Source organism: Pseudomonas sp. PDM02 (assembly GCF_014852285.1).
GTDB lineage: Bacteria > Pseudomonadota > Gammaproteobacteria > Pseudomonadales > Pseudomonadaceae > Aquipseudomonas > Aquipseudomonas migulae.
Genome location: NZ_JACVBL010000006.1, coordinates 107,145 through 120,471 on the forward strand (window position 1 = coordinate 107,145; position 13,327 = coordinate 120,471).

The window sequence follows — 13,327 nt, forward strand, 5'->3', positions numbered from 1 at the left end:
TGGCTTTTGTCAGGCCGGGCGTTTGCCGCTTTCAGACCCCACGGGTTTCACCGTGAGGCAGTAACAGGTAACAAGACATGGCAAAAGAATATAGCCGTACCCAGCGTATCGGCGATCAGATGCAGCGTGAGCTGGCACAACTGATCCGTCGTGAAGTCAAAGACCCGCGCGTAGGCCTGGTCACCATTACCGCTGTTGAAGTCAGTCGTGACGTCGGTCACGCCAAGATTTTCATCACCGTGATGGGTCAGGACAGCGCCGAAGATATCGCGCAAAGCATCAAGGTGCTCAACTCCGCCGCCGGTTTCCTGCGCATGCAGTTGGCCCGCGAAATGAAGTTGCGCAGCGTTCCGCAGTTGCACTTCCACTACGACGAAAGCGTCGTGCGTGGTGCGCACCTGTCGGCCCTGATCGAGCGTGCGGTGGCTGAAGACAATCAGCACCCGGTTGCGGCAGAAGTCGAAGACACCAAGGAGTAATCGGTGGCTCAGGTCAAACGTATCCGTCGTAACGTCAGCGGCATTATCCTGCTCGACAAACCGCTGGGGTTCACTTCCAACGCGGCGTTGCAGAAGGTTCGCTGGTTGCTGAACGCAGAGAAGGCCGGGCACACCGGCAGTCTTGATCCGCTGGCCACCGGCGTGTTGCCGTTGTGCTTCGGTGAGGCGACCAAGTTCTCGCAATACCTGCTCGATTCCGACAAGGGTTATGAAACCCTGGCGCAACTGGGCAAAACCACCACCACGGCGGATGCCGAAGGTGAAGTTTTGCTGGAGCGCCCGGTGACCGTTGGTCGATCCGATGTCGAAGCGGTACTGCCGAAATTTCGTGGGCAAATCAGTCAGATACCGCCGATGTACTCGGCGCTCAAGCGTGATGGCCAGCCGCTGTACAAGCTGGCACGTGCAGGCGAAGTAGTGGAGCGCGAACCGCGTTCTGTTACTATTGCGCGCTTGGAATTGCTGGCCTTTGAAGGTGATACTGCGCGGCTTGCGGTGGATTGCAGCAAAGGCACCTATATCCGCACCCTGGTGGAGGATATCGGTGAGCAACTCGGTTGTGGCGCTTACGTTGCTGAATTGCGACGTACCCAGGCCGGGCCTTTCACGCTGGCGCAGACTGTCACGCTTGAAGAGCTGGAAGCGGTACATGCCGAAGGCGGCAACGAAGCGGTCGACCGCTTCCTGATGCCATCGGACAGCGGCCTGCTGGATTGGCCACTGCTGCAGTTCTCGGAAGCGAGCGCGTTCTACTGGCTCAACGGCCAGCCGGTTCGCGCCCCGGATGCTCCGAAGTTCGGCATGGTACGGGTACAGGATCACAATGGTCGCTTCATCGGTATCGGTGAAGTGAGCGAAGACGGGCGCATCGCGCCGCGTCGATTGATTCGGTCAGAATGACCGGACGAGGGTGGCTGTTAACAGGCACGGTCACTACTCATTTTTAGATACAGGGATTTGTCCCTGGCCTGTTGAAACTGTTTCTTTGAAACAGTTTCCTGATAAAAGGATTGCCTCATGGCTCTCGACGTTCAAGAAAAAGCTCAAATCGTAGCTGACTACCAGCAAGCTGTTGGTGACACTGGTTCGCCAGAAGTGCAAGTTGCACTGCTGACCCACAACATCAACAAGCTGCAAGGTCACTTCAAGGCCAACGGTAAAGATCACCACTCCCGTCGTGGTCTGATCCGCATGGTAAACCAGCGTCGTAAGCTGCTGGACTACCTGAAAGGCAAGGATCTGGGTCGTTATCAGACTCTGATCGGTCGCCTGGGTCTGCGTCGCTAATAAGCGATTGCGCTAGAGGTTGGTTGTCTGCCGTGCATCAGTGGGTTTCCCGCTGGTGCATGGCAGGCTCCCAGCCTCAAGTTTTATCTGGATACACCGTTTTACCCTGGACAGGCGTTGGGCCGATTCCCGACATTGCCCAAGAATTTCGCAAGAAGACAAGTTCCCCAAGAGCCACAAAAGAAGGTAGGACACCGTGAACCCGGTAATCAAAAAATTCCAGTTCGGTCAGTCGACCGTTACCCTCGAGACTGGCCGTATCGCCCGTCAGGCCTCCGGCGCAGTATTGGTCACCGTTGACGACGACGTCAGCGTATTGGTGACCGTAGTCGGTGCCAAGCAAGCCGATCCAGGCAAGGGCTTCTTCCCTCTGTCCGTTCACTACCAGGAAAAGACTTACGCTGCCGGTAAGATCCCTGGCGGTTTCTTCAAGCGCGAAGGCCGTCCTTCCGAGAAAGAAACCCTGACTTCCCGACTGATCGACCGTCCGATCCGTCCGCTGTTCCCGGAAGGCTTCATGAACGAAGTGCAGGTAGTCTGCACCGTCGTTTCCACCAGCAAAAAGACCGATCCGGACATCGCTGCGATGATCGGTACCTCGGCTGCGCTGGCCATCTCCGGCATTCCTTTCGATGGCCCGATCGGCGCTGCCCGCGTTGCGTTCCACGAAAGCACCGGCTACCTGCTGAACCCGACTTACGAACAACTGAAAGCATCGAGCCTGGACATGGTCGTTGCCGGTACTTCGGAAGCCGTTCTGATGGTTGAATCGGAAGCCAAAGAGCTGACCGAAGACCAGATGCTGGGCGCGGTACTGTTTGCTCACGACGAGTTCCAGGTGGTGATCAACGCCGTCAAGGAACTGGCCGCCGAAGCTGCCAAGCCGACCTGGACCTGGGCTCCACAGCCAGAAGCCACTGCTCTGCTGGGCGCTATCCGTGCCGAGTTCGGCGACGCGATCTCCCAGGCTTACACCATCACCATCAAGGCCGACCGTTACGCTCGCCTGGGTGAGCTGAAGGATCAGGTTGTTGCCAAGCTGTCCGGTGAAGAAGGCCAGCCTTCTTCCAGCGAAGTCAAAGCTGCTTTCGGCGAAATCGAATACCGCACCGTTCGCGAAAACATCGTAAACGGCAAGCCACGTATCGACGGCCGCGACACCAAGACCGTACGTCCTTTGAACATCGAAGTCGGTGTTCTGCCAAAGACCCACGGTTCGGCTCTGTTCACCCGTGGCGAAACCCAGGCTCTGGTCGTTGCAACACTGGGCACCGCCCGTGACGCACAACTGCTGGACACCCTGGAAGGCGAGAAAAAAGACCCGTTCATGCTGCACTACAACTTCCCTCCGTTCTCGGTAGGTGAGTGTGGTCGCATGGGTGGCGCTGGTCGTCGCGAAATCGGTCACGGCCGTCTGGCCCGTCGTTCGGTTCAGGCCATGCTGCCTGCTGCCGACGTGTTCCCGTACACCATCCGTGTTGTATCGGAAATCACCGAATCCAACGGTTCGAGCTCCATGGCTTCGGTCTGCGGCGCTTCCCTGGCCCTGATGGACGCTGGCGTTCCGATGAAGGCACCGGTTGCCGGTATCGCGATGGGTCTGGTTAAAGAAGGCGAGAAATTCGCTGTCCTGACCGACATCCTGGGTGACGAAGACCACCTCGGCGACATGGACTTCAAAGTAGCTGGTACCGCCAAAGGTGTTACCGCGCTGCAGATGGACATCAAGATCAAAGGCATCACCGAAGAAATCATGGAGATCGCTCTGGGCCAAGCCCTGGAAGCGCGCCTGAACATCCTCGGTCAGATGAACCAGATCATTGGCCAGTCGCGTACCGAGCTGTCGGAAAACGCTCCGACCATGATCGCGATGAAAATCGACACCGACAAAATCCGTGATGTCATCGGTAAAGGCGGCGCGACCATTCGTGCGATCTGTGAAGAGACCAAAGCTTCGATCGATATCGAAGACGACGGCTCGATCAAGATCTTCGGCGAAACCAAGGAAGCGGCTGAAGCAGCACGTCAGCGCGTTCTGGGCATCACCGCAGAAGCTGAAATCGGCAAGATCTACGTCGGTAAAGTTGAGCGCATCGTCGACTTCGGCGCATTCGTCAACATCCTGCCGGGCAAGGACGGTCTGGTTCACATCTCGATGCTGAGCGATGCTCGCGTTGAGAAAGTGACCGACATCCTGAAAGAAGGCCAGGAAGTGGAAGTGCTGGTACTGGACGTGGACAACCGCGGCCGTATCAAGCTCTCCATCAAAGACGTAGCAGCAGCCAAGGCTTCGGGCGTTTAATCACTCCCCACGCCTGACCGCTTCAACGTTATAAAAAATGCCCCGCAGTGAAAACTGCGGGGCATTTTTTTGTCTGCGAAAACTGGAAACGGTTTGTGGATTTGCCCGCTTCCAATCTCGATGCTAGGTTTAGCTCACCGCCCGTGTAGCTCAGCCGGTAGAGCAGCGCACTCGTAACGCGAAGGTCGCAGGTTCGATTCCTGTCTCGGGCACCATCCCCTGTTATTTCACCTTGCTTCTCAGATCATCCACGGCACGTTTCAGCTGATCCAGTTGGCTGTCCTGATTGCTGACGTCCCGCTTGAGGTTGGACAGGTCGCTGGAACTCGCGCTGGAGCTCGACCCGGCGCTACGCTTCAAGTCTTCCACCTGACTGGCGAGCCTTTTCAAGTCGTTGTCCTGTGCGCTGACGGTGCGCTTGAGGTCGCTCACTTCGCTGGAGCTGGAGCTGGAGCTTGAACTGGAGTTCGAGCCGCTGCTGCGCTTGAGATCGTCCATTTGGCTGGCGAGCTTTTTCAGGCTGTTGTCCTGTTCACTGACCGTGCGCTTGAGGTCGCTCACTTCGCTGGAACTGGCGCTTGAGCCGGAATTCGAGCTGCTGCTGCGCTTGAGATCGTCCACCGCTTTAGCAAGGTTTTTCAGGCCGTTGTCCTGTTCACTGACCGTGCGCTTGAGGTCGCTCACTTCGCTGGAACTGGCGCTTGAACCGGAGTTCGAGCTGCTGTTGCGCTTGAGTTCGTCCACTGCTTTGGCGAGGTTTCTCAGGCCGGTTTCCTGTTCAGTGAGCGTGCGCTTGAGGTTGGCCACTTCGCTGGAACTGGAGCTGGAACTCGAACCACTGTTGCGTTTGAACTCCTCCAATTGCTTGGTGAGTTCTTTCAGGTCCTTGTCCTGTTCGGTGGCAGTGCGTTTGAGGTTGGTTATCTCACTGGCACTCGAACTGGAGCTTGTTCCGTTGTTGCGCTTGAGTTCCTCGATGAGACGAGCCTGCGCTTCGAGGAGATTCTTGAGTTCCTTGATGTCATCCGTGTTGGTTTTAGCGGTGCGTTGCAGTGTTTCCACACCCTCGACACTGAGATTGCTCCTGACCATGACGTCTTTACCATACAGTCTGTGAAAGACGAGGAAGCTGTCGGTGGAGGAAGGGTTGTCTGAGGCGAACTCCAGACCGGCTTGGGCCGTATTGGCCATTGCCATGTTGCCAAGAAAAAGGGCGGCCATGCCTGTTGCCAACAGGGTAGACGGAAGCTTCTTGAAAATGCGCATCACCTGAGTTCCTTGTGAAGTGCCTAGATGGCACATCGCTATGACTTTGCTTTTTGAAGGTTGTTCCTGTGTGGCGAGGGAATATTTTCAGAAAAACCGCTCGGCATTTTTTTTGTAGATTTGATGTAAAAGTCCATATAAATCGTCTTCCAAACGTCCTATATTCGGATATTGCACGAGCATCACCCTGCAGTTTTCAAATGATCCACGAATGGTTCTGAAGGCCAGACAAACCGGGCTTCACACGGTTTTTTGCGTCAGAGAGATCCTTGATGATCCAGATCCATCTTCCATTCCCCCGATCAGCGAGAACGACATGACCGTTAAAGAATTGACCCAGGAAGCCAGGCACGAAGAAGCGCTGAAGAAGTACGTGCTGGACGCGCCCCAACTGCTGGAAGAGATCAAGGACTTGCCCGCCGACGATCAGAAAGACCAGATTCAATGGGCGTTCGAGGATGAAGCAGAAGCCCAGGGCCTGCAGCCATGGGAGCTGACGCTCAAGTACACCTCGAGCCCGGAAGAGTTTGAAGCGGCGCGACTGGTGCTGCACAAAGAGGCGGCCGAGGTATTGGGCGTCGAGTGGGAAGAGTACTGCGAGATGAATAATCTGGTGGTCTGACCCATGTAGGAGCCGGCTTGCTGGCGAAGGCGGCGTAACGGGTAAACCGCGTCGCCTGGATCGCCAGCAAGCCGGCTACTACAGTTTCATGTCGTTCAGGAAATTTCAGAGGCTGAGTCGCATCGACAGATCGACAGCCTTCACGTCCTTGGTCATCGCACCAATCGAAATGTAATCCACCCCGGTTTCGGCGATCGGCAGCAGCGTGCTTTCGTTGATGCCGCCGCTGGCTTCCAGTTTTGCCTTGCCGCCATTCAGGCGCACGGCCTCGCGCATGTCATCCAGGCTCAACTCGTCGAGCATGATGATGTCGGCACCCGCCGCAAGCGCTTCCTTCAGCTCCGCCAGGCTTTCCACTTCGATCTCCACCGGTTTGCCCGGGGCGATCTTGTGCGCGGCGTTGATCGCTTCAGGGATGCCGCCGCTGGCAGCAATGTGGTTTTCCTTGATCAGGAAGGCGTCGTACAGGCCGATGCGGTGGTTGTGGCAGCCGCCGCAGGTCACGGCGTACTTTTGCGCCAGGCGCAGACCCGGCAGGGTTTTGCGGGTGTCGAGCAGCTTCACCTGCGTCTCGGCGACGAAATCCGCCAGGTATTGCGCACGAGTGGCCACGCCGGAGAGCAATTGCAGGAAATTCAGCGCACTGCGCTCGCCTGTGAGCAGCGAGCGGGCAGGGCCTTCAAGGTGGAACAGCACTTGATTGGGCTTCACCCGTTCGCCATCGGCCACCTGCCAATGCACGGCAACTCGTGGGTCCAGTTGTCGGAAAACCGCGTCAACCCAAGCGGTGCCGGCGATGACCGCGGCGTCGCGCGTGATGATGGTGGCTTTGGCCAGGCGTTCGGCTGGGATCAGCTGCGCGGTGATGTCGCCGCTGCCGATGTCTTCGCGCAACGCACGGCGTACGTTGGCTTCGATTTCGGCGGTCAGATCGGCGAGACGTAGATTCGGCATAACGGACTCCACAAACAAAGTGGCTCGATTATAGGGCCATGGCGCGGGGCAACCCAAGGCGCGCGAGACCTTCCGGTCGTTCTGGAACCTGCATTTGGTCGATTCTCTTGAGCCATCGGGGTTCGGCAGCGGTCCTTTGCGGGCGTCTATATCAAAGAGAAACACAGAGTCTGCTGGCATACGGGACATCTTTTGCAAGATAATGCGCCTTGCATTTGACGTCATGACTTTGACGTGTCTTTGGTTCGCCGATTATTGAATGACAGCGGGCGGGCATTGTCTTCTGTTGCGCGCGGCTGTGAGGCTGGCGCACTCGATCTTTCCAACCGAACCGAAGCATCACCGTTTCAGGAGGCCAGGATGCACAACGACGGGAATGTAGTGCCTTTGCACAAGGCAACTACCGATCAGGCGAGTCACTCGCCGCTCGCCCGCCTGCCTGTGATTCTGCTTCAGGTTCGCGACAAGGCCGCTCAACAGCTCCGGCATGCTCTGCAGGAGCTGTTCGATAACGCGGACGACACGCTGTTCGAAATGGCTGACCGGGCCCGCAATGACGTCGAGCAGAACATCTTTTTTGAAGCCATGCGCGACTTGCGCCTCAAGCGCAAAAATATCGAGCGGGCGTTTCTTGAACAGTTCTTCGAAGCGTTTGTCGGTCTCGCAGGCAGTATTCAGACGACCTTGCCGCCGGCATTGACCCTCGATATTCAGGCGCAACAGTCCGGTGATGAGCTGGAACGTCGCGTGGCGGTCGAGGCCATGGTCAATAAAGTGCTGAGCCGCGACGGTTTTGCGCTTGATCAATTGACCGCCCGGCTCAGCACGTTGCTGGGCAAGCAGCTGGTGACTACGCGCAATCCCCTGGGCCCGGCGATGCTCTGTGAGTATTTCATGCAGGCCGGGCGTAACCTGGGGGTCGAGATCAAGGTCAAGTTGATCATCCTCAAGCTTTTCGAGCGTTATGTGCTCAGTGATGCCGATCAGCTCTACACCGAAGCCAATCAGATCTTGATCGCCACCGGCATATTGCCCGACCTGAAGCCGGCCCCGAATCGGCGTGCCATTGATCGTGCGCAGGCCAGTGTTCGTGCCGAGCCCGACGAGGCTGGCAACCGTTGGGACAGCACGCCAATCGACGACAGCGTGCAGGAAGTGTTCGCGGCATTGCAGGAATTGCTGCTCCACGTGCGTGGCAGTGTCGCGCCAACGCTGGAAACCAGTGCTCAGACGCAACCGATATCCACCCGCGACCTGCTGCGGCTGCTCTCGCACTTGCAGCAGTACGTGCCGGCTCCGGCGGTCCAGGACGAATTCGACCTGCGAAACCAGCTTGAGCAACTGCTGACCCGGGTCAGCGTCAAAAGCGGCAAGTCGCGTGTGGTCGGCGTCGCTGACGAAGATGTGATCAACCTGATTGCCATGCTTTTCGAATGCATCCTCGATGACCGCAATCTGCCGGATTCTCTCAAGGCGCTGATCGGGCGCTTGCAGATCCCGATGCTGAAAGTGGCGGTGATCGACAAGAGTTTCTTCAGCCGCAGCAGTCACCCGGCCCGTCGTCTGCTCAACGAAATCGCCGCCGCGGCCCTGGGCTGGGGCGAGTGCGATGACCACGAGCGCGACAGCCTGTACCTGCGCATCGAGCAAGTGGTGCAGCGTTTGTTGAACGACTTTGTCGACGATCCGGCGATCTTCTCCGAATTGCTGGCGGATTTTCTGGCGTTTACCAGCGACGAGCGTCGTCGCAGCGATTTGTTGGAGCAGCGTACCCGCGACGCCGAAGAGGGCCGCGCCAAAACCGAACTGGCCCGGCAACGTGTCGAGCTGGCGTTGAATCAGGCGTTGTTGGGCAAAGTGCTGCCGCAACGGGTGGTGGCGTTTGTTCAGGACGCCTGGAGCCAGGTGCTGCTGCTGACCTGCCTCAAGCACGGCGATCAGTCCGCCGAGTGGCATGCGGATGTGCAAACCATGGAGCAATTGATCTGGAGCGTGCAGCGCCATGACGACGCTGACGCAAGCCTGCGCCTGTTGGCGCTGGTGCCGGGGTTGCTCAAGTCCTTGCGCGACGGGTTGAGCAGTTCGGCGTTCGATCCGTTCGCCACCGGAGAGTTTTTCAGCGAGCTGGAAGGCTTGCACGTTCAACTGTTCGAACGAGCGGACCAGGCACCGGCCGCCACCCGTCCAGCCGATGCGCCGCTGATGGTTGAAGTGCGCGAAGAAATCGTGCTGCTCACCGCCGACGAAGGACCAGTCGAAACGGCCTCGGTGCGCTTGCCGGCGGATGATCCGGGCCTGCTTCAAGTCGATCAGTTGCACGCGGGTTGCTGGGTCGAGTTTCAGGAAGACGAGGAAAACACCCTGCGCTGCAAGCTCGCCGCGATCATCGAAGCCACGGGCAAGTACATTTTCGTCAACCGCACCGGCATGAAAGTGCTGGAGCGCAGCCGTACCGGGCTGGCACTGGATTTCCGTCGTGGCGCGGTGCGCACCCTCGACGACACCTTGCTGTTCGATCGGGCCCTGGAGTCGGTGGTCGGCAACCTGCGGCGGCTCAATCGCGGCAAGTGATCGCGCGCCGAGGGTCTATCGCGGCATACTGGGCACCAACACAGTCGTCGTTGAAGGAACCTGTATGCAGTTGGACCCCGCGAGCGGTTGGTGTCAGGGCGTGAACGTTTGCCCTTCACCCAACTTCAATGCGCGCCCCACGGGCGAAATTTCCCTGCTGGTGATCCACAACATCAGTCTGCCGCCGGCGCAGTTTGCCACCGGCAAGGTGCAGGAATTTTTCCAGAACCGGCTGGATGTCACAGAGCATCCCTACTTTGAAGGGATCGCTGGCCTACGGGTGTCTGCGCATTTTCTGATTGAGCGTGACGGCACCGTCACTCAGTTTGTCTCTTGTCTTGAACGCGCCTGGCATGCCGGTGTGTCGTGTTTCGACGGCCGGGAAACCTGTAACGATTTTTCCGTGGGCATCGAGCTTGAAGGCACGGATGATCTGCCGTTCACCGAAGCTCAATATGACGCGTTGACGGCCCTGACCTTGCAACTGCAAAGCGCTTTTACGGGCATCACCGCGCAGCGCATCTGCGGGCATAGCGACATCGCGCCGGGGCGCAAGACGGATCCCGGACCTGCGTTCGACTGGGCGCGTTATCGCGCGGCCCTGGCCAAAGAGGAACCACAATGAGTTTTCTGGTGTTGCTGTTGGCGGTCTGGATCGAGAAGTTCTCGGCCCTGCGCCATCGGGTTCAACGTGATGGCGGTTGGGTGGCCGAGTTGCACAAGCTTGAAGTCAACCCGCGTCTGGTCAATCGTCCGTGGTTGATTTTGCTGATTCTGGTGCTGCTGCCGGTGGCATTGCTGGGGTTGCTGCTGGTGGTGCTGGAGCCGGTCGCTTACGGTCTGTTGGCGCTGCCGGTGCATTTGCTGGTGGTGATTTATAGCCTGGGGCGCGGTGATCTGCTGGCCGATCTCGGACCGTTTCGCGATGCCTGGCGCCGGGAAGACCTGCAAGCTGCCGCTCATGTGGCAAAACGTGACCTGGACATTTGTGCCGAAAACGGCGAGCAACTGCTGGAACGGGTCGAGGGGCATCTGCTCTGGGAGGCGTACCAGAGCTTTTTTGCGGTGATTTTCTGGTACTTCCTGCTGGGTCCGGTGGCGGCGCTGAGCTATCGACTGCTGGCCCTCGCCGAAGAACACGGGCAGAACCCGGCCGTCGTCGAGCGTGCCGCACAACTGCGTCACGCCTTCGATTGGGTGCCGGTGCGTCTGTTGGCGGCGAGTTTTGCGCTGGTCGGCAATTTTGTCGCCGTCAGTCGGGTGATGCTGAGCGAACTGCTGAACTGGAACATCAGTGCCGCCCAATTGATCGAGAAGGTCGGGCTGGTGGCCGGTGAAATTCCTGCGCCGGTGGTCGGGCCCGATGGCATCAACAGCCTCGACCGGATCTGGGAGCTGTTGCTGCGTGCGGCGGTGCTCTGGTACGCCGGTTTCGCGCTGTGGACAGTCTTCCCCTAAACACAATCCTCTCTGTAGGAGCGAAGCTTGCTCGCGAAAGCGGTGTGTCATTCACATTGAACACGCCTGACCCACCGCTTTCGCGAGCAAGCTTCGCTCCTACAGGATCCGAGGCTGCCGTTAACCTTAAGTTACAAAACCTCCCGTCGATTTAAGCTATACAGAGATAGCACTCAATAGTGGCTATCTGCTGCTTGTCTGTGCCTGCCAATAAAAATAAGAAACCCAAGGGAGACTTCCAGTGAAGAGCTTGCTCTATCCCGCCGTCGCGCTAATGAATCGCCTGAGCTTCGGCATGAAGTTCAGCCTGATCAGCGTTCTGTTCCTGGTGCCCATGCTGGTGACCAACTTTTATCTGGTGCGTGATTCCTATCGCGAATTCCAGGGCACCCGGGTGGAACTGCAGAGCCTCGACCTGCTGGGCAGCAGCCTGTCGCTTCGACGCGACCTGGAAACCCTGAACAACCTGGTGCAGATCAACGTCATCCTTGGCCAGTCCGGCAAGGCCGGTAATCTCGAATCCCAGATCACATCCCTGGAGCAAAACGTTCTGGCCCGCCTGCAAGGGCTGACTGCGATGACCACCGATCCGGAACTGATCACCGTTTTCGATGGCAAGCGCGACGAAATGATCACCGCGTTCAAGGCCCAGCAAACGGAAAACTCCCTGCAAAGCAAAAGTGCGCTGATCGGCAAGTTGCTTGGCAATGCACAGATTTTCAGCCAGATCATCGCCAGCCAGGCGGGTTTGAGCCGTGACAATCAGAGCGACATGCGTCAGCTCACCGAACTCATCACCAATGTCACACCGCCCGTCACCCAGACGTTGGGCGATGGCCGCGCCATGGGTTCTTACTCGCTGGGGCAAGGGTTTCTCAATTCGTCTTCGAGCACCCGCTTCGATGAATTGCTGGTGCAGATTGAAAAGCTGCAAGCCGAGTACGGTCTGAAGTTGCAGGATGCGCTGGGGTCGAGCAAGGCGGCACGTGAAACCCTGGCGGCGCAGGCCGAGAGCAGCAAGGCGTCGCTGAAAAAAGCCAGTGAACTGTTCGAAGAGCAGGTGGTGATGGCCGACACCCTCGATGCGCCGTGGCTGGCCTTCTACGATCAGGTCAGCGGTCTGATGGATCAGACTTACCAACTCAACGAAGCCACCCTGAAATTCCTCGACACCCAATTGCAACAACGACTGAGCCAGAACCGCACGCACATGGTCTTGCAGGCCGTGGCGCTGTCGGTGGTGTTTGTGTTGATTTTTTATCTCTACGGCGGCTTCTACGCCTCGACCCGCACCACCCTCAAGCGCCTTGGCGCGATGATGGACAAGGTCGCGGCCGGCGACATGACCGTGACCTTCAACGCCAACAGCCGTGATGAGCTGGGCGAGTTGGGCGAGGTGTTCAACGGCACGGTGAAGAAAATCCATGACTTGATCGAGCGTGTCGGCCAAACGGTCGGGGAAGTCGAGCGTCAGGCCGGTCAGGTCGAGAACGTGTCAGCCCAGAGCAACCAGGCTGTTGCGGGGCAACGCACGCAGATCGAACAGGTCGCCACGGCGATGAACCAAATGTCGGCCACCTCACTGGAGGTGGCCCGCAGCGCCGCCGCGGCGGTCAGCAGCGCTCACAGCGTCAATGACGAAACCATCAGCGGTCGCGGGTTGGTGGAGTCTCAGCAGGGCAGCATCGCTGCGCTGGCCAGCGAGATCGATCAGTCGGTGCTGGTGATCAATCAACTGGCCAGCGACAGCCAGTCCATCAGCCGCGTGCTGGAAGTGATCAAAAGCATCGCCGAACAGACCAACCTGCTGGCGCTCAACGCCGCTATCGAAGCTGCGAGGGCAGGCGAGCAGGGGCGTGGTTTTGCGGTGGTGGCGGACGAGGTCCGGACCCTGGCCAAACGCACCCAGCAATCGACCGAAGAAATCGAACAGATGATCGCCAAACTGCACAGCGGTGTCGGTGCCGCGGTGAAGGCCATGGGCACCAGTCATCAAATGGCCAACGGCACGGTGGGGCAGTCGGAAAAGGTCCAGCAGGCGCTGGAAAACATCCTTGGCGCTGTCGGCATGATCGTCGATCAGAACCAGCAGATTGCGGCCGCCGTAGAGCAGCAGACCGCCGTGGCCCACGACATTGACCAGAACATCGTCGAGATCAACCGGGCTGGCGAACGCACCGCCGAAGGTGCGCACCAGACCGAGGACGCCAGCCGGGCGTTGTCGGCGCAGGTGGTGGAGCTCAAGCAGTTGATCAGCGCGTTCCGGGTTTGATGGCATAAACCGGATCAAATGTGGGAGCGGGCTTGCTCGCGAAAGCGGTGTGTCAGTCGCCATTGATGTTGTCTGACAGGACGTTTTCGCGAGCA

At 58.4% G+C, this 13,327-nt stretch carries 11 protein-coding genes and 1 tRNA gene; 10 read left to right on the forward strand and 2 right to left on the reverse strand.

The features are described from left to right. Positions 1-77: 77 nt before the first annotated feature. The 5 genes from rbfA (at position 78) to IB245_RS12260 (ending at position 4,304) form a co-directional block, all read left to right on the forward strand. The gene (rbfA, locus tag IB245_RS12240) at positions 78-479 is read left to right on the forward strand and encodes a 30S ribosome-binding factor RbfA (RefSeq protein ID WP_008024456.1); all 402 of its coding nucleotides are present in this window, start codon (positions 78-80) and stop codon (positions 477-479) included. 3 nt (positions 480-482) lie between these two features. Beyond that, positions 483-1,400, forward strand: coding sequence for a tRNA pseudouridine(55) synthase TruB (gene truB, locus IB245_RS12245; RefSeq protein ID WP_192227694.1), 918 nt, complete (start codon positions 483-485; stop codon positions 1,398-1,400). 117 nt (positions 1,401-1,517) lie between these two features. After that, positions 1,518-1,787, forward strand: a complete 270-nt coding sequence (rpsO, locus tag IB245_RS12250; RefSeq protein WP_003177875.1) for a 30S ribosomal protein S15 — start codon at positions 1,518-1,520, stop codon at positions 1,785-1,787. 196 nt (positions 1,788-1,983) lie between these two features. Continuing rightward, on the forward strand, positions 1,984-4,089 hold the full coding sequence (gene pnp / locus IB245_RS12255) for a polyribonucleotide nucleotidyltransferase (RefSeq protein WP_008024453.1): 2,106 nt from the start codon (positions 1,984-1,986) through the stop codon (positions 4,087-4,089). Positions 4,090-4,228: 139 nt separating this feature from the next. Then, positions 4,229-4,304: transfer RNA gene (locus tag IB245_RS12260), tRNA-Thr, on the forward strand. Between the two features lie 7 nt (positions 4,305-4,311). Here the strand turns inward: IB245_RS12260 and IB245_RS12265 are convergent. Further along, entirely contained in the window at positions 4,312-5,355 is a 1,044-nt protein-coding gene (locus IB245_RS12265) for a hypothetical protein (protein WP_192227695.1), read from the reverse strand. Positions 5,356-5,671: 316 nt separating this feature from the next. Here IB245_RS12265 and IB245_RS12270 point away from each other — a divergent pair, with 316 nt between their 5' ends. Beyond that, positions 5,672-5,977, forward strand: coding sequence for a DUF6388 family protein (locus IB245_RS12270; protein WP_008024451.1), 306 nt, complete (start codon positions 5,672-5,674; stop codon positions 5,975-5,977). A gap of 105 nt (positions 5,978-6,082) precedes the next feature. On the opposite strand, the gene nadC is transcribed toward IB245_RS12270, so the two are convergent. Beyond that, positions 6,083-6,931, reverse strand: a complete 849-nt coding sequence (gene nadC / locus IB245_RS12275; RefSeq protein WP_008024450.1) for a carboxylating nicotinate-nucleotide diphosphorylase — start codon at positions 6,929-6,931, stop codon at positions 6,083-6,085. A gap of 360 nt (positions 6,932-7,291) precedes the next feature. Here nadC and IB245_RS12280 point away from each other — a divergent pair, with 360 nt between their 5' ends. The 4 genes from IB245_RS12280 (at position 7,292) to IB245_RS12295 (ending at position 13,232) form a co-directional block, all read left to right on the forward strand. After that, the gene (locus tag IB245_RS12280; protein WP_192227696.1) at positions 7,292-9,502 is read left to right on the forward strand and encodes a DUF1631 domain-containing protein; all 2,211 of its coding nucleotides are present in this window, start codon (positions 7,292-7,294) and stop codon (positions 9,500-9,502) included. A 64-nt stretch (positions 9,503-9,566) separates the two neighbouring features. Next, the gene (gene ampD, locus IB245_RS12285) at positions 9,567-10,127 is read left to right on the forward strand and encodes a 1,6-anhydro-N-acetylmuramyl-L-alanine amidase AmpD (RefSeq protein WP_192227697.1); all 561 of its coding nucleotides are present in this window, start codon (positions 9,567-9,569) and stop codon (positions 10,125-10,127) included. Beyond that, on the forward strand, positions 10,124-10,960 hold the full coding sequence (ampE, locus tag IB245_RS12290; protein ID WP_192227698.1) for a regulatory signaling modulator protein AmpE: 837 nt from the start codon (positions 10,124-10,126) through the stop codon (positions 10,958-10,960). The genes ampD and ampE overlap by 4 nt, the downstream gene beginning before the upstream one ends. A gap of 241 nt (positions 10,961-11,201) precedes the next feature. Further along, positions 11,202-13,232 carry a methyl-accepting chemotaxis protein gene (locus tag IB245_RS12295; RefSeq protein WP_192227699.1) on the forward strand — a complete coding sequence of 677 codons (2,031 nt, stop codon included), beginning with the start codon at positions 11,202-11,204 and terminating at the stop codon, positions 13,230-13,232. Positions 13,233-13,327 lie beyond the last annotated feature (95 nt).

Coding starts and splice junctions, on each gene's coding strand:
- IB245_RS12270 (WP_008024451.1), top strand. CDS start 5,672: ATGACCGTTAAAGAATTGACCCAGGAAGCCAGGCACGAAGAAGCGCTG.
- ampD (WP_192227697.1), top strand. CDS start 9,567: ATGCAGTTGGACCCCGCGAGCGGTTGGTGTCAGGGCGTGAACGTTTGC.
- nadC (WP_008024450.1), bottom strand. CDS start 6,931: ATGCCGAATCTACGTCTCGCCGATCTGACCGCCGAAATCGAAGCCAAC.
- IB245_RS12280 (WP_192227696.1), top strand. CDS start 7,292: ATGCACAACGACGGGAATGTAGTGCCTTTGCACAAGGCAACTACCGAT.
- rbfA (WP_008024456.1), top strand. CDS start 78: ATGGCAAAAGAATATAGCCGTACCCAGCGTATCGGCGATCAGATGCAG.
- IB245_RS12265 (WP_192227695.1), bottom strand. CDS start 5,355: ATGCGCATTTTCAAGAAGCTTCCGTCTACCCTGTTGGCAACAGGCATG.
- ampE (WP_192227698.1), top strand. CDS start 10,124: ATGAGTTTTCTGGTGTTGCTGTTGGCGGTCTGGATCGAGAAGTTCTCG.
- rpsO (WP_003177875.1), top strand. CDS start 1,518: ATGGCTCTCGACGTTCAAGAAAAAGCTCAAATCGTAGCTGACTACCAG.